The following is a 21,884-nucleotide window of genomic DNA, read 5'->3' on the forward strand; positions in this document are numbered from 1 at the left end:
CCCACCGCAACATGATACGACATGCTATTCTGCCGGCCTTACTGGCCGTTCTTGTTACCGCCTGCTGCCTGTTCAAACCCCGCCCCGTTCCGATCACCACCGATGCCTGGTTCTTTGCCAATGGTACCGCCAATGTAGGTTTTTCGACCAACGATCTGCTGGCGAATGCCGATGAAGACCTATACGTATGCGGGACCTTGTTTGGTAATACATCGTTCTGCGGCCAGCGTCAGGATGCTGGGGCTCATTTTCACGGCGCTATCGCTCGCTTTCGGCCCGATCGGAGCTGCCTGTGGTTCAATCAGTTCACCGTAAAGAATACCAGCAGCAGCGACGACCGGTGTTTCCTAAATAAAATAACACTCGATCAGACTGGCAACGTGTTGGTATGTGGTGGTTTCTACGGCTCGCTGACGTACCAGACCCGGCCGGTATTTCCCTACGATAGTGTATTCCGGAGTTTTGTAGCGAAGCTGGATAAAAACGGGAGCCTGATCTGGGCGAAAGAGTTTCGGCGTACGGCTAGCCTGATGCTGACCCAGCTACTGGCGTTGCCAACGGGTAACTTTGTAGCACTGGGGCAGAATAAAAAACGCGACGGCAGCAACTCGGGTGCCGACGATACGTACCTGCTTGCTTTCAACGCCAACGGGACGATGTTATGGCAAAAACAGATCGATACAGAGCTGTTCGACAATCCCGATGACCTGAAATTAAGCCGACATAATACGTTCTACTCGCTGACGGTTGGCGGCCAGCGCTTTACGGATCGGAACGTCGTTCTGATCAAAGAATGGGACTTTTCGGGCAACGAAGTATGGTCGTTTGAGCAGGTTACCGGATTTCTGCAACCAAAAGGGTATCTAGCCGTTGATCAGCAGGATAATCTCTGGTTCGGTACGTCTTTCACGACCGAGCGGGTGCCGTTTATCTTTGGCCGCGATACGCTCCGCAGCAGCCGGAAAGACGATGTATACCTGACCCGTTTCCGGAACCAAACCCCCGATTACTCGACCGTTTTGTCGGGCAACGATACCGACTACCTGACGGGCCTGTTCGACGAGACCGATGGCACGATGGCGCTGACCCTGAATCACGGGCCTAACCTGACAGCGTTCGGAAAGACCTATACCGTTAGCACACCCTATGGCTTTACGCGGTTGCTGTTCAACCCCCAGAAGCCGACCGAGTCGAGTGCATCAAGCTATGGCGTGTCGTTTGACAGTCCCGTTTTTCCGCGCAATTCGCAAATCAAAGCCCGCGCCGTTCGCAACGGGAACGAATACATGGCCGGTTTACTAAGCGGTACGCTGCGGGTCGGTACCGATACGCTCAGCACGAAAGCAGTGTGGGGCGGTTTCGTTATTGCTAACCGCCGGAAAAAATAAATCGCCCTGGTTTAGGCCCTTCCTACAGGCCAACGGCTTCAGCAGGCACAGCACCGACCGCAGCCGCAGCTAGCGGCTTACGGTTTGTAGCACCTGCTGAAGCCGCTCATAGCTGCCCGGTCCTTCCAGGTAGGCAGCCACATTGCCGGCCCTGTCGATGACGACGAATGAGGGCGTTGACAGTACGTTGTATCGTTTGTGAAAGCCGTACGAATTGGGTATAGGAATAAAGGGTAAGGTCTGGGTTGCCAGTATGGCTTCTAACTCCTCTTTCGAATCGTTCACAACGCCGAGAACGAGAGGGTCTGTCTCGGACTGATAAGGGCGTAGTGTCTGCGCGAGTTTTTTGCTCTGGTCTGCACTCCAGAATGGCTTGCGCAGACTGACCCAGAAGCTCAGGATGACCACGCGACTCTTCAGGTCGGCAGATCGGTACACGTTGCCATCGATACCTTTCATGATAAACGCAGAAATAGGCTCCCCAACTTTGGGCTGCTGCGCAGGATCGCGCATGTTGAGCTGACCGGTGGCTCGCTCGTCGGCCGTTTTTAGCCGGATTTTGTAGGCGCTGAATTCGCCGTATTCATCAGGCATCGGCTCCAGATAATAGGCGTTCGCATCACGTTTCATCAGGGCCATATACTCAGTATAAGAGATCGGTTTTCCGGTTGTCTGGTCAAGAATACGGGTGTTTTCATCGATACGCCCGCGTTGCTCAATGGCGCCTGTCTGCCGCTGAATAATCGGTTGCGCTATTGACGTCAGGTGAGAAAGGAGGGTGGTAAATACCAGGAGAAGTACAGACAGCCAGCGCATAAATGGTGCGAAGTGGGTTCAGAAGTGTGGATTCTGGTAGATACCAGTTTTAGCTAAAGCCTTATTTTGTAAAGTAAATATATAACGAACGGGTGAGATAGTTTTACAATGTTGGGCATACATACACCAGCAGAAGGAATTCTTGTAAAGAATACTAAAATGAAGGGTCTTGTTGCAACGAATGACGCGTAAAGAACCGTTGTCAGACCAAACGTCGGTAGACTGGTATGGCACGATCTGGCCTGGCGGTTGGTAATGAAGCAGAGAGAAGGTCCGGCAACTCACCCGCTGCATAGGGGTTTCGGTTGGCTGACCGGTCGACAAGGCGAGTCTGCGTTTGTGCCGGACTAACCGACTGTTACCAACTCTGTTTTGCCCCCTTTTCCGGAACATAGATCGTTCAAAACCGTTTCTTATTTAAAAGCAAGTACCCATTGATTCACTCGAAACTAATAGCGGGCTTGGTGCTCGGGCTGCTTACGGCAATACCGCTTATAGCCCAGCAGCGCGTTCCTAAAATAGCCCAGCGGGGTGTTGGCCGGTTCATCTACAATACGCTCAACGATACCTCTTCGGCGGCTTCGTCGAAGATACTGGCTTTTCCGACGGCGGGCTTTTCGCCGGAGACCAGCCTGGAGCTTGGGGTGCGGGTTTTCTCGCTGTATTATGCCAAAAACGATACCCTCGTAAACCGCCTGAGCGAACTCGTCCTGTACGGATTCGTGACCTTGCGGGGGCAGTTTGGCGCGCAGCTCGAAAACGCCATTTATTCCGATAAGAACACCTATTACCTGCTGGGACGGGCCCGGTACCAGCAGTTTCCGCTGCTGTATTACGGCATCGGACCCGATACCGATCCTAACGACCCTGCCCTGGTGAACTCAAGCTATGTACAGATCAGGCAGCGTGGTATGCGCCGGATCATAGAAAACTGGTACGCCGGCGTCGAGGTCGATTTTCAAAACCTGCAGCGGGTATCGTTCGAGCGGGTCGACCCTGGTTCGTTCGAACTGCCCGCGGGCGGCACCGGCTCGACCACCCTGGAGCTGGGGGGCACCCTGGTATACGATGACCGGCGAAACGTACTGAATGTGCGGAAAGGTGCTTTTTTTGAGGCTGCTGCGCTCCGTAGTGTTCCGGCCTTTGGCAGCAACTTCCGGTTTCAGCGGCTGCTCTTCGACGGGCGCCTGTACCGGCCGCTGGGTCGGCGAAACCGGGTGCTGGCGTTCCAGGCTACCGGCACGTTTATGAGTGGCAAGGTGCCATTCAATAACCTCGCCCTGCTGGGGGGCGAAAGTACCATGCGGGGCTATTACCTTGGCCGGTATCGCGATAAAAACCTGCTGGCGGCCCAGACCGAGCTGCGCTGGCTGCCGTTTGGCTTCAGCCGTCGCTGGGGCGGAACCCTGTTTGCAGCCATCGGCACCGTAGCGCCGACGCTCAGCCAAGTGCAGCTCGACCGGTTTCGGTGGGCGGCCGGGGGCGGGGTACGGTTCCTGTTCTTTCAAAAGAAAGATGTTTACCTCCGCGCCGACCTCGGGGTTACCCGCGAAGGCACGGGCCTGTACTTTTCGCTCGGCGAAGCATTTTAACGGCCATGAAGTGATAGGGCAGACCCAAAACAGAACTATAAACCAACAGTAACATGAACTACAATCAACTGGGAAACACGGGTGTGCTGGTGTCTGAACTTTGTCTGGGCACGATGACATTTGGCGGAAATGGCTACTGGCAGGCCATGGGCACCCTGCAGCAGGATGCCGTTAACGACATTGTCAAGACATCGTTCGATCAGGGAATCAACTTCATCGATACGGCCAATGTCTACTCCTTCGGCCAGTCGGAAACCCTGCTGGGACAGTCGATCAAAACGCTGGGACTGCCGCGTCACGAACTGATTATTGCTACCAAAGTGCGGGGGCGCATGGGCGAGGGCAAAAACCAGGTCGGGCTGGGGCGGCTACAGATCATGCAGCAACTCGACGATAGCCTGAAGCGATTGCAGGTCGATCATGTCGATCTGTATCAGATTCACGGATTTGATCCTATAACGCCCCTCGAAGAAACCATGCGTGGCCTCGAAGACGTAGTCCGGAGCGGCAAAGTGCGGTACATTGGCTGCTCGAACCTGGCGGCCTGGCAGGTCATGAAAGCCAACGGCATTGCCGACAAGTACGGCTGGACCAAGTTTATATCGACCCAGAACTACTACTCCATTGCCGGGCGCGACCTCGAAAACGAAATCGTACCCATGGTGCAGGATCAGCAGATGGCTATCCTGCCGTGGAGTCCGCTGGCGGGCGGTTTCCTGTCCGGGAAGTACACGCGTGATAACAAACCCGAAGGCGATTCGCGTCGACTGGGTTTTGATTTCCCGCCGGTAGACCAGGAACGGGCGTACGATATTATTGAGGTGATGCAGGCGATTGGCGCAGCCCACGGCGTTTCGGTAGCGCGAATTGCGCTGGCCTGGGTGCTGGCCAAACCGGGCGTAACGAGTGTTATTATCGGAGCTAAAAACACCGAGCAGCTCAACGATAATATTAGCGCTACCGAGGTGAGTCTGACCACCGAACAGCTCGAACAGCTCGACGCCGTCAGCGCGCGTCCCAAACCTTATCCGCAGTGGATGATTGCGCGGCAGGGCAACGACCGGCTCGGCGTTTTCAACCCCACTCAGTCGGCCGTGGCCAAATAGGGTGTTTGCAAATCCGGCACCCGCTACCGTATTTTGTGGCTATATAAATCATCACCCTCCGCATGAATTTCCCCGCAGAACTGAGTTACACACAAGATCACGAATGGGTTCGGATTGACGAGGACGGTACAGCCGTTATCGGAATTACAGATTTCGCGCAGCACGAACTGGGCGATATTGTTTTCGTCGACATTACGGCACTTGGTCAGTCGCTGAAGCAGGGTGACGTATTCGGATCGGTGGAAGCCGTTAAAACGGTATCGGATCTGTTTTTGCCGATCGATGGCGAAGTGCTGGAGCTGAATCCGGCCGTCGAAAAATCGCCCGAGCTGGTTAATACCGACCCGTATGGCGAAGGCTGGCTGATTCGGCTCAAACCCGTCGATGCCGGGCAGAAAGACAGTCTGCTGACGGTCGGCGCCTATCAGGAACTGGTTGGTGCCTGATTCCTTTTCTGGAACATGAACAAGGCTCCAACAGGCAACGCGCCCGTGGAGCCTTTTTTATAGCTTTTTTTTATCTCTCCCCGGCCCCTTCCGTTAAAACCGTACGGGGACATTGTATGCAACTTCTCATTCGTTCCGCCCGTGTTGTTGATGCAGCCTCGCCCTTTCACGGCCAGCTGCGCGATATTCAGATCGAAAACGGCCTGATTCGGCAAATCGGCGAAAACCTGGAGGCCCAGGACGGTGTACGTGTACTGGAAGCCGATAACCTGCACGTATCGACCGGCTGGGTCGACCTGCGCGTGCTGGCCCAGGACCCCGGTTTTGAGCATAAAGAAGACCTGACCAGCGTTTGTCGGGCGGCAGCCGTTGGTGGCTTCACCGACATTGCAGTACTGCCTAACACCCAGCCCGTCATGGATAGCAAAGGAACTTTGGGCTACGTTCGGCGCATGGCCGAGGGGCAGCCGGTGAGCGTTCATGTAATTGCCGCAATTACTAAAAAAGCAGCCGGCGAGGACTTCACCGACATGCTCGACCTGCACCATGCGGGAGCGGTTGCGTTTTCGGATGGGCATCATCCCTTGCAGAACCCGGATCTGCTCCTCAAGACCCTCCAATACCTGCAGCCCATAGACGGTTTACTCATGAACCGGCCCGAAGAAACCATGCTGACCCGGTTCGGGCAGATGCACGAAGGCATTCAGAGTACCCTGCTGGGCCTGAAAGGTATTCCGGCCCTGGCCGAAGAACTGATGATTGAGCGCGATTTGCGGCTGCTGGATTACGTAATGGCCACCGAACCCGCAACCGATGAGGCCGTGTCTCTGCCGCCTGTATTGCATTTCTCAACCATCTCAACGGCCCGGTCGGTGGAGCTGATCCGGCAGGCCAAGGCGCAGGGGGCACGCATCAGCTGCGACGTAGCCGCCCACCAGCTGCTGTTCGACGATTCGGCCCTGGCTGGTTTCGATACCAATCTGAAAGTGAACCCACCTTTCCGCTCGGCCGATGATGTAGCCGCTCTTTGGGCTGGCCTGGCCGACGGTACCATCGATGCCATTGTATCGGATCATACTCCGCAGGATGCGGAGAGCAAGAACCTGGAATTCGACCAGGCTGACTTTGGTATAATCGGCCTCGAAACGGCCGTAGTGTCGGTACTGTCGCAGCGGCAGGGCCTCTCGATCGAACAGATTATCGACAAGCTGACTACCCGGCCCCGGCAGATTCTGCGGCTTCAGCCCCTGCGGATCGACGAAGGGCAACCCGCCAGCCTGACGCTCTTTGACCCATCCGGTGCCTGGACGTACGACCAAACGCAGTCAAAATCAAGAAATTCGCCGTTCTTTGGGCATACCTTCGCCAGTCGGGTGGTTGGTATCGTTCATCAGGGTCTGTTTACCAAGGCCTGATCCATTCCATCTTATGAAAAGCATTCTCGCTTATTTCAGCCATCCGCTCCTGAAAATCCCGCTTCTGGCCGGACTGATGACGGGTGTGTTGTGCTTCCTGTATTTTCTGGCTTTGTACGCACTGGGGGTACCGGCGCTGGGCAACGTTCGGGTGCTGGATTACGGTATTCATATCATCATGCTGGTCGGAACGGTCTGGTACTACCGGAAAAATATCGGTCAGGGGCACATGCACCTCTGGGAAGGATTGACCATCGGTTACGTGCTGAATACGGCCGCTGCCCTGCTGACGGGCTGGCTGATCTACCTGTTCGTGAGCTACGTTGACCCGGCGGTATGGGTCGAGTACGTCGCCAATTCCAGAAAACTGCTGCTCGAAGGCAAGAAGCAGATTGTGGATCAGTTTGGCCCCGAAACGTTCAACGAACAGTGGGCTAAAGTAACGTCCATGCAACCCGGCGTCCTGCTGCCCGACGAGCTGACCAAGAAAACTGCGCTGGCGGTGCTGCCCGTGCTGATCATTTCGCTTATCTTCCGCAAACAGGACTATAGCGTTCTGAATCCTTAAACCATAACGTCATGACTGATCAACCATCACCCGCCCGCGTTGCCCTCAAATGGGGCGGCCTGCTCGGTATTGCCCTGATTCTGTATTCGCTCTTTCTGTTCTTAACCGATAACATCGGAAACACCGGACTGGGCGCTATCACGTACCTGTTAAGTATTGTTGGTATTACGCTGGCCATGCGCGATTTCAGAACGCTGAACGGCGGTTTCATGAGCTACGGCGAAGGGCTGAGCGTAGGCACGCTGACCGCGGCCGTATCGGGCTTGCTATCGAGCCTGTTTTCGGTTTTTTATACCACAGTGATCGATTCGGGCGTTATGGAGCGGATGATGGACCAGGCCCGCGAACGACTGGAAGACAGCGGCCTGTCTGACGATCAGATCGATCAGCAGATGGAGTTCATGCAAATGTTCCAGAGCCCCGGTTTAACGTTTGTTTTCGGGATTGTTGGGTCAATTGTGCTGGGTTTTATCCTGTCGTTGATCATTGCTGCCTTCATCCGCCGGAACAAGGCAAATCCGTTTGAGTAACCCGCCATGCTGGCCATATTTCGCAAGGAAATAAATCAATTTTTCTCGTCGCCGATCGCCTATATCATCATGGGCGTTTTTCTGGCGGCTACTGGCCTGCTGTTGTGGGTTTTTCCGGATACGAGTCTGCTCGAAAGCGGCTACGCTGACCTGGGTACGTTTTTCAACCTGACGCCCTACGTGATGCTGTTTATGGTACCGGCCATAACCATGCGCTCGATTGCCGACGAGGTGCGGGGCGGTACCCTGGAGTGGCTACTGACCAAACCGGTTAGCCGCTGGGGTGTTGTTGGCGGTAAATTCCTGGCGAGCTGGCTGCTGGTTGCGCTGACGTTACTCCCAACCTTGTTGTATTACGTAACGCTGTACCAGCTCGGGGCACCGGTAGGTAATATCGATTCGGCGGGCGTGTTCGGGTCGTATATCGGGTTGCTATTGCTGGGCGGAGTATTTGTAGCGGTAGGAGTATGGGCCTCGTCGCTTAACGATAACCAGGTCGTGGCGTTCGTGCTGGGCGTATTTTTCTGCTTCCTGCTGTACGTCGGCCTGTCGGCGCTGGCGGGGCTGTCGGTGTTGGGCGGCCTGTCCTATTATCTGTCTTATTTTGCGCTCGACGAACAGTACCGGGCCCTGGGTCGGGGGCTGATCGATTCGCGTAATGTCGTATACTTGCTTAGCCTGATTGGCTTATTCCTCTTGTTGACCGTCAATCGTCTGTCCCGATGAATGTTGTACTCAATCGCTACCGGATCATGCAGTTTCTGGCGCTCGGCTGGAGCCTGGCCATATTTATTGGCTGCTCGTTGCCGGGTAATGGCATTCCTGATCTGACCAACAAGGATAAATGGATACACGCGGGTGTGTTTGTCGGCTTCGGTCTGTTATGGCGACTCTCGGGCCGATCGGCCGGCTGGGTCATCACGGCGGGTATTGCCTACGGGTACCTGATTGAGGTATACCAGGGACTGATGCCTTTCATTCATCGGTCATACGACCTTTACGACGCGCTGGCCGATGCCGTCGGAACGGTTCTTGGCGTGGGCCTGGCCTGGCTCATCCTGAAACTACTAAAGCCGTGATTGTATCGCGGCTTTAGTAGTTTCAGAAGCAGGTGGCCGGACTAGCGCATAGCCGTTGGGCGGTGGGCGTTACATTTCTCGGTGATGATCTTGTACGCCTGGGTATAGCCCAACTCACCCGCGCGGCTCAGGTCGACACAGGCGTTCTGCTCATCGCCCGAGTCGTAGCGAATAATTCCCCGCAGGTAGTACGCTTCCGAATGACGCGGATTCAGTTTGATGGTGCTGTTACAGTCGATCAGTGAGCCTTTCTGATCACCGAGCGAGGAACGGATAACCCCCCGGATAAAATACGCTTCAGCGTTGGTGGGGCTGAGTTCAACCGCCCGGTTGAGGTCTTGCAGGGCCAGCTTTCCGTCGCCGGTTGAGTTTCGCAGGATACCTCTGACCAGGTACGCGTCGGAGCGGTCTTCGGCCAGTTCGGTAACCTTGTAGCGATCCTGCACGACCGAGTTGAGCAGGGGTAGCGTACTGGCCGTGATAAAGTCACTGTAGTAAGCCTTGGTCTGAGCGGTCAGATTCCCCATTTCAATTGCCTTGTCAATGTCAGCCACTGCCTGTTTGGGCGTGTCGAGTCGGCTTTTGCAGAAGCCCCGGCTGAACAGGGCTTTAAAATGATTGGGAGCCAGCGAAACCGTTTTGTCGAAATCGACAATGGCACTGGCAAAGTCGCCCAGTCTGGCCTTAACGAGTCCCCGTCGGTAGTAGAGTTCGGCATCATCCCGGGCGATCTCGAGGGCGCGGTTAAAATCGCTGATGGCCCCTTTAAAATCATCGCTCCTGAAACGGGCGTAGCCACGTCCGGCCAGTGCCTGCGGCTTGTTGGGCGATTTCTCGAGGGCCAGGCTGTAATCGGCCAGTGCGCCCTTGTAGTCGTTGAGCTGCATCTTGCAATTACCCCGTGCGGTCAGGATATTGGCGTCGGTAGGCGCCAGGGCGGCTGCCTTGTTGAAGTCAGACAGGGCGCTGTTGATGTAGTTGATCTGTAATCGGCACAGACCTCGCTGGTAATACAGCAGCGCATCGTTGGGACTCAGCTCGATGGCCCGGTTAAAATCCTGCATAGCACCCCGAAAATCGTCCTGCCGGGTCCGGTTAAGACCTCGGTAAAGATAGGCATTGGCATCGCCAGGATTGAGGTCCAGCGCTATGTCGAGGTCAAGGTTGGCCCCCTGAATATCATTCAGACTGATTTTTGCCAGTGCCCGATTGTAATAACTGGGCGCATTTTCAGGGTTAAGAATGATGGCTGACGTAAAGGCCTGCAAGGCACCCGGATAGTCTTTTGTATTACTCTTGGTAATGCCTTCGTTGAAAAAGTCAGCTGCCGTTTGCTGGGCATATACTGTTAAGGCGGAAAGGTAAACTGAGCAGGCGATGAAAAACACAGAGAGGCTTCGCATACAGAATAGTGGGCTAGGTGAACGGTAAACGTATCAGCCAAATCTAACCAGAAACAGGCTGCTGTTGGTATGATAGTTGCTCTTTTTGTAACCAGAAATTAGTTATCTGCTTATTTATTGTGTTTTTTTAAGTAATCATTAGAATTATATTATTTGATGGAATAAGTATATTTTTGATTGAGATAGGTATATTTAACTGAATGGTTTAGTATAATAAACTCGATCTTTTGGAAGCCAAACTCGCGTATGGAGGGAACCTGTTGCATAAAACTGTCGGTAGTTGGGGCCGTACTCTGGGAAAAAATCGCCAATTTGACCGCTCAAACCATTGGTAGTTATGCATATTGGATTCATTGGCTTAGGCAAGATGGGATTTAATCTCGTCAGTAACTTAGTGAAACACGGACATACGGTTGTCGGCTATGATATCAACGAGGATCTGGCAAAAGCGATCTCAACGGTTGGCGCACAGGGGGTTACCTCCCTTCAGGACCTTTATAATGCCCTGCCCGAAAAGCGCGTCTTATGGATGATGATTCCGGCCGGTCCCCTGATCGACAATGTGATTGAGCAGCTACTGGCTGTTATGCAGGCCGGTGATACGGTCATTGATGGTGGTAACTCGCACTACAAGGACTCAATCCGGCGCCATGCCTACCTGAAAGAAAAAGGCATCGGTTATCTGGATTGTGGTACCAGTGGTGGTATCAACGGCGCGCTGAACGGAGCCTGTACCATGGTCGGGGGCGATGCTGACGTAATTGAACCGCTCCACCCCGTTTTCAACGATATTTCGGTCGATAATGGCTATTTGTATACCGGCCCGGCGGGCAGCGGACACTTTACCAAGATGGTCCACAATGGTATCGAATATGGCATGATGCAATCCATAGCCGAAGGTTTTGAAGTGCTCGAGAAGAGCCAGTTTCCGTTCAACTTCGAGGCCGTGGCCCGCATGTGGAGCAACGGGTCGGTAATTCGTGGCTGGCTGATGGAACTGACCGAAAACGCCTTCCGGAAGGATGCCCGGCTCGACGAAATTCAGGGCCGTATGTTCTCGTCGGGTGAAGGAAAATGGACCCTGGAAACGGCGCTCGATCTCGGCGTACCTACGCCCGTTATCGCCCTATCGCTCATTACCCGCTACCGGTCGCTTCAGGATGATACCTTCACGGGTAAAGTAGTGGCGGCCCTGCGCAATGAGTTTGGCGGTCACGCGGTTGCAAAAAAATAGACGTAGTCCAATCTAATTAGTATTTTTTCGTTATAATTGTCAGAGGGCCTGGGCAGTTTCGATTGTCGTAACAGCAATTGAAACGATCAGGCTCTTTTTTATAAGTAGTAATCTTGTACGTTGTACCGCTTCGATGAAAACGCTGAACGCTATCTATGACCCTGTCTTTACGAGCCGTTCCTACAACCAGGTCGATCGTTTCTTTCTCCAGTACATCAAAGACGAGCGCGATCTGCCGTTCATTTACCTGACCCTTCGTATCACCTTTACCCTCATTCCGCTCGCGGTGGCGCTTTTTCTGCTCCCGCTTTTCAGCTGGCAGTGGTGGGCGGCTGCTGCGGTTCATTTTTTCATCAGTAACTTCATGTTTAAAGGACCGTTTGGGCTGATGCTCCACTGCACCAGTCACCGCCCTTTTTTCAAACCGGAGTACGGCTGGCTCAATAACTACCTGCCCTGGATCGTAGCGCCTTTCTTCGGCCATACCCCCGAAACCTACTACAGCCACCACATAGGCATGCACCATCCGGAAAATAACCTGGAGGACGACGAAAGCAGCACGATGATGTTCCAGCGGGATAGCTTTCGGAGTTTTCTGGCTTATTTCGGGCAGTTTTTCGTGCGTGGTGTATACGACCTGCTGGCCTATCTGCGCTGGAAAAACCGGCCCAAGCTGGCCAGGCGGGCGCTGATCGGCGAAACTATTTTTGCGATCGTCTGCGTTGGATTGTGCTTTATCAACTGGCCGGCAACGGTGCTGGTCTTCCTGCTGCCGCTGGTGATCTACCGGCTGATTGCCATGCTCGGCAATTGGACTCAGCACGCCTTCGTCGACGGGCAGGACCCCGGCAATGCGTACAAAAACAGCATTACCTGCATCAACGTGAAGTATAACAAGAAGTGCTGGAACGACGGGTACCACATCAGCCACCACGTTCGGCCCGCCATGCACTGGACCGAGCACCCGACTTTTTTCCAGAAGACCATCGATAAGTATGCTCAGCACCGGGCCATCGTTTTCGACGGGCTCGATTTTCTGCAGATCTTCTTTTTGCTTATGCGCGGGCGCTATGATGTGCTGGCTGCGCACATGGTCAACCTGAACAATACATTTGCCGACGATCAGGACGCGATCGCGCTTCTCCGGTACAGAACCCAGCGCATACCGCTTCGGCAGGAGGTGCCGGCAGTGCCAACACTGGTGTAACAAAAAAGCCCGGCTGAGTTGCCGGGCTTTTTTGTTACAGGCTTCCGCTATCGATTCGGGCCTCGATAACCTGCTGAATATCGGTCGGTACGGCCGACAGAAAATCATACCCGGTCAGCCGTTCCAGCGCATCGACAGAAGTCAGGTAAGCGCGCCAGGGTTTGTCGGCTGCCGTTTGGGTGTTGGGGATCGTGACGGCAATCAGCCGCGTAGCTGTGGTCAGCTGAAACGTTTTATCAGCCCCGGCCGGAACCACGACGATAATTTTCCAGAGCGCGGCCGGAACGGTCAGCTTTCCGCCTGCCAGCGAGGTGGAATACCCGTTCTGGCCGGTGCCCCCGGTGCCGCTGGTACCGGCAATAACATATACGTCGCTACCGTCGGCTATCAACTGCCGTTCATACTCTTCGAGCGATCGCCAGACTTCGCGGTTGTGGCGCGGGGCTTGTGGCACGATGTTGGATAGGAGAAAGGTAGCTGCATTATCTTCCGGGCTAGCGTCACGATCGTCGGAGGGGCACAGGTGGCCCCGGTCAAAGCCCGTGTTGGTGTAATCGGCCGGGCGGGCAGCATACCAGCCAGCAGGCAGGGTAGGGTCGGGTCTGAACTCATCCGTTCGGCGGACATTCCCTTTCCAGGACTGGTTGAGGTGCCAGCTTACCCAGTTCGCGATGCCCCGGCTGCGGCTGTACGATAAGGTGTACTGATGTTTGACAATCAGGTAGTTATCCGGGTTGGCGGTAGAGGCCGCGCTGGGATTGCCCAGGGCCAGGTTGTCGGCTCTGTTCAGATCAGCCGCCTGCGGAGCCGGTGTACGAATGCCACGACAGGCGCTGAGGGTGGCCGCTATGCTTACCAGAAGCGCAATAGTTTTGAGCTGATGTATCACCTGAATTGATTTTGCTGACATTCTTGCGGAACTTTACAATGAATATACGTAACCGGTTTCTTCTTACTCTACCGAGTAAACCTAGGGGACCGCAAAATTGACCTAAAATAAAGACAGTACCCTGCTGTTATGGCCAAAAAAAAACAACCCATCGGCCCCCGTCCGGTGGCCCCCAAACCAGCCCCAGCGCCTGCCACCAGTTCTGTACGGACGGCACCGGTACGGCCGGCCGAGTCGTCGGTCCGACCAGCTGCCACGCGTCTGGCCGAGTCGTCGGCTTCCGATCTGCCAATTAGTAAACGCCCGGTAGCCTGGTGGCCACCCGTCCTGCTGGCCCTGCTTGGTGGGGTTCTTTACGTAAATACCTTCGGTCATCAGTACGCGCTCGATGATATTGCCGCCATAGGGCAGAACCTGTTCGTGAAAAAAGGCTTTGCCGGCATTCCAGATCTGCTCCGGACTGAGTTCTGGCACTTCAGCAACATATCCCTTGGCTACTACCGCCCACTGTCGCTGATAACGTTCGCGCTTGAGCAGCAGTATTTCAAAGACGATCCGAACATCAGCCATATGATCAATACCGGGCTTTATGCGCTGACCGGCCTGGTGCTGGGCGTGCTGCTGCAGAAATGGCTCGACCGAAAAACCATTATCGCGTTCCTGATCGGGCTGGTGTTTATTGCGCATCCGATTCATACGGAGATCGTGGCCAACATCAAAGGTCGTGACGAGATCCTGAGCTTTCTGTTCATCGGCCTGATGCTGCTCTCGTACTGGAAACACCTCGAATCTGCCGAATCGCTCTGGTTCAAAGGCCCTGTTGCTGACTGGCCGCTGGGTGGTTTGCTGGGCTTGTTTTCGGTGGTTGCCGGCTGGGTAATCGGTAGCAGTCTGATGGTCAATACGTTTGGCAGCACGGCAGGTGGTATCATGGGCGTCATTATCATGGGTGCCCTGTCTGGAAGCTGGCTGGGGCTGGCCTGTGCCTCGCTCTATTTCGCGTTCCTTTCTAAAGAGTCATCTATCGTAAGCCTGGCCCTGATTCCGGCCATGCAGTACTGGTTTGCCCGCCGGAACGTCTGGCAGTCGCTGATTAGTTTGTGGCCGTTCCTGATCGTGGCGGCTCTGTTCTTCTACCAGAAACAGAAGATGATCGGTACGCTCAGCGGTACGCCCCCCGTTGACTGGGCCAACTACCCCTACAAGATTCTGCAGACCGAAAAATCGACCACGTTCAAATTCCTGCTGTACTACATCCGGCTGCTCGTGCTGCCGCATCCGCTGGTCTACGACTACTCGTTCAACGTAATTCCGTCGGGTAGCAAAGGCGATATAATGACCTGGGCGGGCTTTTTCTCGCTGATTGGTCTGCTGGTGCTGGCCTGGCGCGGCTTCGTTCAGCGCACGCTCTGGGGGTTCGGTATCTTCTGGTTCTTTGTGACCATGGCCCCCGGACTCGGCTTCATCTGGATGCGGGGCGGTATTTTTGCTGAGCGGTTTACCTACGCGGCTGTTATGGGCTTCGCCTTTGTGTTGATATGGGCGCTGCAAAAACTGCTGGTGCGGGGGACTGCCGGTGCCGAGGCAACGGACGGTAAGCCCGTACCGGTTCGTTATGCGTCTCTGCTGGGGCTCATGGCGGTAGTGGCCGGCCTTTACTCGTTCAAAACCGTGGAGCGTAACCGCGACTGGGAGAACAACTTCGTGCTGTTCAACTCGGCCCTGCCTTATGCGCCTACCAGTTGTCAGGTACAGCGTCACGTGGCTAACGAATGGATCGAGAAAGGGCTGAAAGACCGGGCCAAAGCCGACTCCATTGCCAATGCCGTGAACAGCATTAAGCCTAAGCCAACCCTCGAGCAGGTGAAAAAAGGGCAGGCCCTGATCGACAGTAACATTGCCCGGGCCAACAAGCACGGCCGCTGGGCGCTCGATCACCTGCAGGAGTCGACCCGTATCTACCCGAACTTCGGCGAAGCCTATTTCTCGATGGCGTATGTCTTCCAGAAAATTACGCCAAACGTAGACTCTGCCAAGTATTACTACAAGCAGACCATTCGGGCGGCCAATGCCTATGCCCCTGCCTACAATAACCTGGGGGTTATTTATCAGGGCGAAGGTTTTGCGCAGAACAACCGGCAAAAACTTGAGCTGGCTTCTTACTATTACAACCGATCCATGATCGTTAACCCGGCTTATGTTGACGGGCAGAACAATCGGGCTTCGTTACTGAAGGCAACCGGACTTGACGTAAAAGCTCTGCCCGACTCGATTCTGAACAAGTACTAAGTTTCGTCGCTGTACATACGCTGGGTATCAGACCGATTTGCTGGTCAGGTACCCAGTTTTTTTATGTGTCTTCAGACAGCAGTACCGCCGGGAGGGGGCTGGCTGGCTGCGCCCGGCCTGGCTTCGTGCAAACAGTTTACGGGCTGGCTTGTTTTTCATACCAACTGGTGAGTTTTGTGTAGATAATAAGCTAAGCTGGTTTTATTGAGTATTGCTGGGGGGCACAGCCGGAAAAGGGAGTACTTTTGATGAGCCTGTGTATGGCCGGTTGCTGTGTATGAAGAACATGCCCGTTAATTCTGTGCCTGCCGATACTGATTCAGAAGAATCGCAGCGCACTATTCGTGAGAAATTGCTGTTGCGTGAGGCTCAGCTGAGTCAGGCGCAGCGTATGGCTGGTATGGCCAGCTGGGAATGGTACTTTGGTGATACCCAGATTCGGTGGAGTCCCGAAATGTATTTGTTCTGGGGCTACGAACCCGGCGAGATAGAGGTAGACCTGGACAGCGTGGCTCAGACTACCCACGTTGATGATCTGCCTATTCTCCAGAGTGCTATCGGGCGGGCGCTGAACGGGGAGGATCTGGAGATGGAGTACCGGCGCTACGACAAGCAGGGCCGGGAAATCTTTATCCACACCATCGGGCGTATTATTCATAACGAGAAAGGCGAGCCGCTGGGCGTGTTCGGGATCGATATGAACATTACTGCCCGCAAGCAGCAGGAACTGCATCTGGAGCAGCTGAACCGCCAGCTAGCCGAAAAAAACCGCGAGCTTGAGAAGCGGAACGCCGAACTGAGTGCTTTTTCCTTTGCGGCCAGCCATGACCTGCAGGAGCCGCTGCGTAAGATCCGGATGTTCAACAGCCTGATTCTGGAGCGCGAAGCAAATCGGCTCTCGACAGAAGGGCAGAGCTATTTTAACCGGTCGATGCAGTCCGCCGAACGGATGCAGGCGCTGATCAAAAACCTGGCCGCTTATGCCCGCACCAACCTGGTGGTCCGCCCGCGTCAGCTGGTAGATCTGAACGAGTTGCTGACTCAGCTTCAAAACCAGCTGGAGGAGCCTATCGGGCAGCAGCAAGCAACCCTTATAACCGATACGCTGCCTGTAGTATCGGTTGTGGAGTTCATGTTCGGGCAATTGCTGCAAAACCTGCTCCGAAACGCGCTTACGTATACCCGCCCCGACGTAAAACCGGTAATTCAGATTACTTACAGCAAAGTTTCGTCCGGCGAGGTGCCCGTAGAGGCCGCCATCAAGTCGGCTACCTGCCACAGGCTTACGGTAGCTGATAACGGTATGGGTTTCGATCCGGTCTACAACCAGAAGATTTTTGGTCTGTTTCAGCGGCTGAACAGCACTGGCGATACCCCCACCGGCACCGGGACGGGGCTCGCGCTTTGCCAGCGTATCATGGACCATCACGGTGGGATCATCACCGCCGACGGACAGCCCGGCGCCGGGGCTACCTTCACGCTGTACTGGCCGGCCGACGAAACGGCTACGTAGCCATCAGCTCCGTCAGAATTTTCTGGGCCGCTACCGAAATAACCGTACCCGGCCCGAAAACCCCTTTGACCCCTGCGTCGTAGAGATACTGATAGTCAGCCGCCGGAATAACCCCGCCTGCAATGACCATGATGTCATCGCGACCAAGTTGTCTGAGTTCATCGATGAGCTGGGGAACCAGGGTTTTATGACCGGCAGCCAGGCTCGACACCCCTACCAGGTGCACATCGTTTTCGGCCGCTTGCCGGGCTACTTCGGCGGGTGTCTGGAACAGCGGACCCATGTCGACATCGAAGCCCAGATCGGCAAAGCTGGTAGCAATGATCTTGGCGCCCCGGTCGTGGCCGTCCTGTCCCATTTTGGCCACCAGTATGCGGGGGCGCCTACCGTCGAGTTCGGCAAACTGATCGGCCATCTGGCGGGCAATCCGGAAATTCTCGTCGTCCGAAACCTCGGCGGAGTAAACCCCCGATACAGCCCGAATCGTGGCTTTGTGTCGGCCAAATGCATCTTCCATAGCGTCTGATATTTCGCCCAGCGTGGCCCGGTGTCGGGCGGCTTCAACGGCCAGGGCCAGCAGGTTGGTGTCGGTCTGGGCTGGCTGGCTGGCACCTGGCTGACAGGCCCGGGTAATGGCCCGCAGCGCGGCTTCGACCTGCTCGTTGTCGCGGCTGCTCCTGACCTGGTTCAGCCGGTTGATCTGCGCATCGCGAACGGCCTTGTTATCGACTTCGAGCAGCTCGATTTCGGTTTCAGAAACCGGTCGATACCGGTTTACGCCTACGATTACGTCTTTTCCGGCGTCGATGCGGGCTTGTTTGCGGGCGGCTGCCTCTTCGATGCGGAGCTTGGGTAAACCGGTTTCGATCGCTTTGGTCATGCCGCCCAGCTGTTCTACCTCTTCGATAAGCGCCCAGGCTCGCTCGGCCAGTTCTTTGGTCAGGTATTCTATATAATAAGAGCCGCCCCAGGGATCAACAGCACGGGTAATGTCGGTTTCGTGCTGCAGATAGAGCTGGGTGTTCCGGGCAATCCGGGCCGAGAAATCGGTGGGTAGCGCAATAGCTTCGTCGAGCGAGTTGGTGTGCAGACTCTGGGTGCCCCCCAGCGCGGCCGCCAGGGCTTCAATGGTCGTGCGGGCTACGTTGTTGAACGGGTCCTGCTCGGTCAGGCTGTAGCCCGACGTCTGGCAGTGGGTCCGCAACGCCAGCGACTTTGGATTCGTCGGTCCAAACTGTTTCACGATCTTTGCCCAGAGGAGCCGCCCGGCCCGGAGTTTGGCAATTTCCATAAAGTGGTTCATACCGATGCCCCAGAAGAATGAGAGCCGGGGCGCAAACTCGTCGATTCCCATACCGGCCCGCAGGCCCGTGCGGATGTACTCCAGCCCGTCGGCCAGGGTGTAGGCCAGCTCCAGATGCGCTGGGGCACCCGCTTCATGCATGTGGTAGCCGCTGATGCTGATGGAATTGAACCGGGGCATATGGCGGCTGGTATAAGCAAAAATATCCCCCACAATCCGCATCGAAGGCTCGGGCGGGTAGATGTAGGTGTTGCGCACCATGAACTCCTTCAGGATGTCGTTCTGAATGGTACCCGACAGTTTTTCGGGCGGAACCCCCTGCTCTTCGGCGGCTACGATGTAAAACGCCATAACCGGCAGCACAGCACCGTTCATGGTCATACTGACCGACATCTGATCGAGCGGTATCTGGTCGAACAGGATTTTCATGTCCTCGACCGTATCGATGGCTACACCCGCCTTACCGACGTCGCCGACGACGCGTGGATGATCGGAGTCGTAGCCCCGGTGGGTGGCGAGGTCGAACGCAACCGATAGCCCTTTCTGACCAGCTGCCAGATTTCGGCGGTAGAAGGCGTTCGAGGCTTCGGCCGTTGAGAAACCGGCGTATTGCCGTACGGTCCAGGGCTGGCGTACGTACATGCTGGCATAGGGACCCCGCAGAAACGGCGGTATACCCGCTGCGTAGGACAAATGGCTGGCCAGGTGCCCGTCGGGGCCGGTGATATCGGCAACGGTAAAGCGGGGTTTGAGCCGGATGCCTTCGGCCGTAGTGAAGGCTGGCGGGCTGGCTGGTGACGCTGGCGATGAAGGCTGTGTGTTGATGAGAGTAGGTTCCATATGCTTAGGAAGGGCGTTGGTACAGAAGCTGTGCCGTTCGCTGAATTTCGTTTTTTAGGTTCTCGTTGCCAACTGTATTCCAGTGTACGACATCAAAGAAGAAAGGCATGGGGCTGTTTTCTTCCAGCTCAAAATGTACCTGACGGACGGTTTCGGGTCGTAAGGCCGGTCCGGTCAGGGCCAGATCGATATCGGAGCCGGGGCGGTTAGTACCTTTGGCGCGGGAGCCATAGATCCATACCTGCTCAATGTCGCTATGTTGCTGAAACAACCCACGCATATAGGCCAGATCCGAGTCGCGTAACCCAACTATTATAGCTGCTGACATGTCTCGTATAAACGCTCGATGCTGACAAGATAGCGTTGTTTGATGAGCGCTTCTGCTTCCAGACTGCGTTGTTCATCGTATGTATTAGCCAGTAAGTTACGTTGCTTCAGGGCGTCTAACCACTCGTAACCCTCAGGTTCTGTAATCAGCCTGGCAACCAGTGCTGTCAGTATGGCTTCGCGAGGGGAGTTAACCTCGAAACCCTGCTCCCGACAGTAATCCTGCATCAGCTTCCAGCCTAACTCAAAGGTGTATTCAAACACCTGAATCAGACCGGCGCGCTCGAGTTCACTATAGTCGTTTTTTGCTGATGCGGAGCGGAGTTGTCCAACCGCTCGGGTAAAAGAGTCCAGCCGTTCTGTCCAGCGTTTTGCCATGGTTTGTTAAGGTTACTGATATGGCTGCTCGAACTCGGCGGTAAGTCGGCGGTCGGGCAGTCCGGTCGAACGGGGAAGGCCAGCCAGGGGGGCAGCGGCTTCAGCGGTCGTATCGTCGTCGAATCGAAACTTCGTTACGCCCACCAGCACCTTGCCGCTACGAACGGCTTCGACCCTGGCCTGGTACGCCCGATCAATTTCGGCCCGGATGAAACCGGCTTCCATTGCTGTCTGAAAGCCTCCCATGGCCTGTACCTGGTTGAATAATGACCAGGCCTGCCCGGTAAGCTGGTGGGTCAGGGTCTCGATGTAGTAGCTACCCGCAGCGGGGTCGGCCACCCGGTCGAGGTAACTTTCTTCCTTCAGCAGAATCGACACGTTGCGGGCAATTCGCTCGCTGAACTCGCTGGGAGCCTTTAGAACCGTGTCGTACGGATGAACGGTCAGCACGTTGCAGCCCCCAATGACGGCCGCCATCGCTTCGGTAGTGGCCCTAAGCAGGTTGGTGTAAGGCGTAACAGCTGCATCGTAAAAAGTAGATGTCTGGGCCAGGAGCAGAGGACCCGGAAACCCGGTGTCGGCGTAGGTCGCCATTTGCCGATGCCAGAGTACCCGCAGGGCCCGCAGCTTGGCTATTTCGACAAAATAGCTGGTGCCCACCGATACCGAGAGCAGCGTACGGGCCACCAGCTGGTCAAGGGATAACCCCGCTGCCAGGAGCGCCCGGTACTGATCAGCCAGCCGTGCCAGGGTGAAAGCCAGTTCCTGAACAGCAGAAGCTCCTGCATTGTGAAAATCGTGACTGCCAACGCTGATGGTTCTGAACTGGGGTGAGTCGGCCGTTAGCCGGGTGGCTTCAACAATCTCCTTAACGGAGGCTGTGGTCAGCAGTCCGCCTTTGAGCTGGTAAGGCGTCATAGGCCGCAGGCCGTTAAGAAAAGGAACTGGACGGCCCGACAGCCGAAAATAAACCGGCGTCTCACTGAGCTTGATGCCATGCAGCAGCCGGGCCAGGTTGCCGTCGGTTTGGCCAACCTCATCGGGCAGCGACAGAACCAGCGCATCGGCTCCGCGCGTCAACGCATCGCGGAGCGTGGCTGACTGGCCCGCTGGGTCGGTAATGTGATACTCGGGGGCGTTGAGCCAGCCAACGCGGTTGGTTTGGTGCTGGGCTTCCTGAATGGTAGCCAGCGGCAATCCGGTCAGATCGTCGGCGGTATAATACGCGTCGACTGTGAGGCCGTTGCCCGGGTCTACTGGGTCGATGGTCCAGCGCAGGCTCTCATCGGCGAACTCGTCTTTCAGTTCTTTCCGAACCTGGTCCAGCCAGTCGGCTTTGCTGGTGGCAGGGAATACATGGCTAGGGAGCGGCTCCATACAAAATCGATAACGATACGATGTAAAAGTAGTACTTTCTCTTTTCGGGGGCAAAACCGCTTTGCCAAGGGCCAGCGGCCTCGTGAGTTTGCATTATTCGAAGGGATTAGCGTATGCCGTTGACGTTCTGGTGGTAAAGCGTAACTTTAGCTTAACGAACAGGAGCGGAGACTGGTGGGGCGGA

At 55.4% G+C, this 21,884-nt stretch carries 20 protein-coding genes; 13 read left to right on the forward strand and 7 right to left on the reverse strand.

From position 1 onward, the window contains the following. Positions 1 to 11: 11 nt before the first annotated feature. Positions 12 to 1,388 carry a hypothetical protein gene (locus FBR45_RS02530; protein ID WP_138499033.1) on the forward strand — a complete coding sequence of 459 codons (1,377 nt, stop codon included), beginning with the start codon at positions 12 to 14 and terminating at the stop codon, positions 1,386 to 1,388. Positions 1,389 to 1,457: 69 nt separating this feature from the next. Here FBR45_RS02530 and FBR45_RS02535 read toward each other — a convergent pair whose 3' ends face one another. Next, positions 1,458 to 2,204 carry a TlpA family protein disulfide reductase gene (locus FBR45_RS02535; protein ID WP_138499035.1) on the reverse strand — a complete coding sequence of 249 codons (747 nt, stop codon included), beginning with the start codon at positions 2,202 to 2,204 and terminating at the stop codon, positions 1,458 to 1,460. A gap of 434 nt (positions 2,205 to 2,638) precedes the next feature. Here FBR45_RS02535 and FBR45_RS02540 point away from each other — a divergent pair, with 434 nt between their 5' ends. The 8 genes from FBR45_RS02540 to FBR45_RS02575 all read left to right on the forward strand — a co-directional run bounded on the left by FBR45_RS02540 (position 2,639) and on the right by FBR45_RS02575 (position 8,940). Next, positions 2,639 to 3,796 (forward strand): BamA/TamA family outer membrane protein, encoded by a 1,158-nt coding sequence (locus FBR45_RS02540; protein ID WP_138499037.1) that lies wholly within the window; start codon positions 2,639 to 2,641, stop codon positions 3,794 to 3,796. A 53-nt stretch (positions 3,797 to 3,849) separates the two neighbouring features. Then, a complete protein-coding gene (locus tag FBR45_RS02545; RefSeq protein WP_138499039.1) occupies positions 3,850 to 4,902 on the forward strand; it encodes an aldo/keto reductase in 1,053 nt (350 codons plus the stop codon). Between the two features lie 62 nt (positions 4,903 to 4,964). Next, positions 4,965 to 5,348: a glycine cleavage system protein GcvH gene (gene gcvH, locus FBR45_RS02550; protein ID WP_138499041.1), complete on the forward strand. Its 384-nt coding sequence runs from the start codon at positions 4,965 to 4,967 to the stop codon at positions 5,346 to 5,348. A 116-nt stretch (positions 5,349 to 5,464) separates the two neighbouring features. Then, positions 5,465 to 6,763: a dihydroorotase gene (locus FBR45_RS02555; RefSeq protein ID WP_138499043.1), complete on the forward strand. Its 1,299-nt coding sequence runs from the start codon at positions 5,465 to 5,467 to the stop codon at positions 6,761 to 6,763. Positions 6,764 to 6,776: 13 nt separating this feature from the next. Then, on the forward strand, positions 6,777 to 7,331 hold the full coding sequence (locus FBR45_RS02560; protein ID WP_138499044.1) for a DUF4199 domain-containing protein: 555 nt from the start codon (positions 6,777 to 6,779) through the stop codon (positions 7,329 to 7,331). A gap of 11 nt (positions 7,332 to 7,342) precedes the next feature. Continuing rightward, positions 7,343 to 7,861, forward strand: coding sequence for a DUF4199 domain-containing protein (locus tag FBR45_RS02565; protein WP_138499046.1), 519 nt, complete (start codon positions 7,343 to 7,345; stop codon positions 7,859 to 7,861). 6 nt (positions 7,862 to 7,867) lie between these two features. Further along, entirely contained in the window at positions 7,868 to 8,587 is a 720-nt protein-coding gene (gene gldF, locus FBR45_RS02570) for a gliding motility-associated ABC transporter permease subunit GldF (protein ID WP_138499048.1), read from the forward strand. Continuing rightward, positions 8,584 to 8,940, forward strand: coding sequence for a VanZ family protein (locus tag FBR45_RS02575; RefSeq protein WP_138499050.1), 357 nt, complete (start codon positions 8,584 to 8,586; stop codon positions 8,938 to 8,940). The genes gldF and FBR45_RS02575 overlap by 4 nt, the downstream gene beginning before the upstream one ends. 41 nt (positions 8,941 to 8,981) lie before the next feature. On the opposite strand, the gene FBR45_RS02580 is transcribed toward FBR45_RS02575, so the two are convergent. Further along, complete coding sequence (locus FBR45_RS02580) at positions 8,982 to 10,343, reverse strand: tetratricopeptide repeat protein (RefSeq protein ID WP_138499052.1); 1,362 nt, start codon at positions 10,341 to 10,343, stop codon at positions 8,982 to 8,984. A 337-nt stretch (positions 10,344 to 10,680) separates the two neighbouring features. Between FBR45_RS02580 and gnd the strand changes: the two genes are divergently transcribed. Together gnd and FBR45_RS02590 are read left to right on the forward strand one after the other, a co-directional pair. Further along, positions 10,681 to 11,577, forward strand: a complete 897-nt coding sequence (gnd, locus tag FBR45_RS02585; RefSeq protein WP_138499054.1) for a phosphogluconate dehydrogenase (NAD(+)-dependent, decarboxylating) — start codon at positions 10,681 to 10,683, stop codon at positions 11,575 to 11,577. A 133-nt stretch (positions 11,578 to 11,710) separates the two neighbouring features. Then, complete coding sequence (locus tag FBR45_RS02590) at positions 11,711 to 12,784, forward strand: fatty acid desaturase family protein (protein ID WP_138499056.1); 1,074 nt, start codon at positions 11,711 to 11,713, stop codon at positions 12,782 to 12,784. Between the two features lie 34 nt (positions 12,785 to 12,818). Here the strand turns inward: FBR45_RS02590 and FBR45_RS02595 are convergent, their stop codons facing one another. Beyond that, on the reverse strand, positions 12,819 to 13,694 hold the full coding sequence (locus FBR45_RS02595; RefSeq protein WP_138499058.1) for a DNA/RNA non-specific endonuclease: 876 nt from the start codon (positions 13,692 to 13,694) through the stop codon (positions 12,819 to 12,821). Positions 13,695 to 13,802: 108 nt separating this feature from the next. On the opposite strand from FBR45_RS02595, the gene FBR45_RS02600 reads away from it, so the two are divergent. Together FBR45_RS02600 and FBR45_RS02605 are read left to right on the forward strand one after the other, a co-directional pair. Beyond that, the gene (locus FBR45_RS02600) at positions 13,803 to 15,962 is read left to right on the forward strand and encodes a tetratricopeptide repeat protein (protein ID WP_138499060.1); all 2,160 of its coding nucleotides are present in this window, start codon (positions 13,803 to 13,805) and stop codon (positions 15,960 to 15,962) included. A 286-nt stretch (positions 15,963 to 16,248) separates the two neighbouring features. Beyond that, a complete protein-coding gene (locus tag FBR45_RS02605; RefSeq protein ID WP_171044821.1) occupies positions 16,249 to 17,475 on the forward strand; it encodes a sensor histidine kinase in 1,227 nt (408 codons plus the stop codon). On the opposite strand, the gene scpA is transcribed toward FBR45_RS02605, so the two are convergent. From scpA to FBR45_RS02625, 4 genes are read right to left on the reverse strand one after another with little or no spacing between them, the layout of a single operon-like run. Next, positions 17,468 to 19,618, reverse strand: a complete 2,151-nt coding sequence (gene scpA, locus FBR45_RS02610) for a methylmalonyl-CoA mutase (RefSeq protein ID WP_138499063.1) — start codon at positions 19,616 to 19,618, stop codon at positions 17,468 to 17,470. The genes FBR45_RS02605 and scpA overlap by 8 nt on opposite strands. A 4-nt stretch (positions 19,619 to 19,622) precedes the next feature. Beyond that, a complete protein-coding gene (locus tag FBR45_RS02615; RefSeq protein ID WP_138499065.1) occupies positions 19,623 to 19,946 on the reverse strand; it encodes a nucleotidyltransferase domain-containing protein in 324 nt (107 codons plus the stop codon). Further along, positions 19,931 to 20,323, reverse strand: coding sequence for an HI0074 family nucleotidyltransferase substrate-binding subunit (locus FBR45_RS02620; RefSeq protein WP_138499067.1), 393 nt, complete (start codon positions 20,321 to 20,323; stop codon positions 19,931 to 19,933). The genes FBR45_RS02615 and FBR45_RS02620 overlap by 16 nt, the downstream gene beginning before the upstream one ends. Positions 20,324 to 20,335: 12 nt before the next feature. Then, complete coding sequence (locus FBR45_RS02625) at positions 20,336 to 21,700, reverse strand: methylmalonyl-CoA mutase family protein (RefSeq protein ID WP_138499069.1); 1,365 nt, start codon at positions 21,698 to 21,700, stop codon at positions 20,336 to 20,338. Positions 21,701 to 21,884 lie beyond the last annotated feature (184 nt).

Source organism: Spirosoma lacussanchae, assembly GCF_005870035.1.
Classification (GTDB): domain Bacteria; phylum Bacteroidota; class Bacteroidia; order Cytophagales; family Spirosomataceae; genus Spirosoma; species Spirosoma lacussanchae.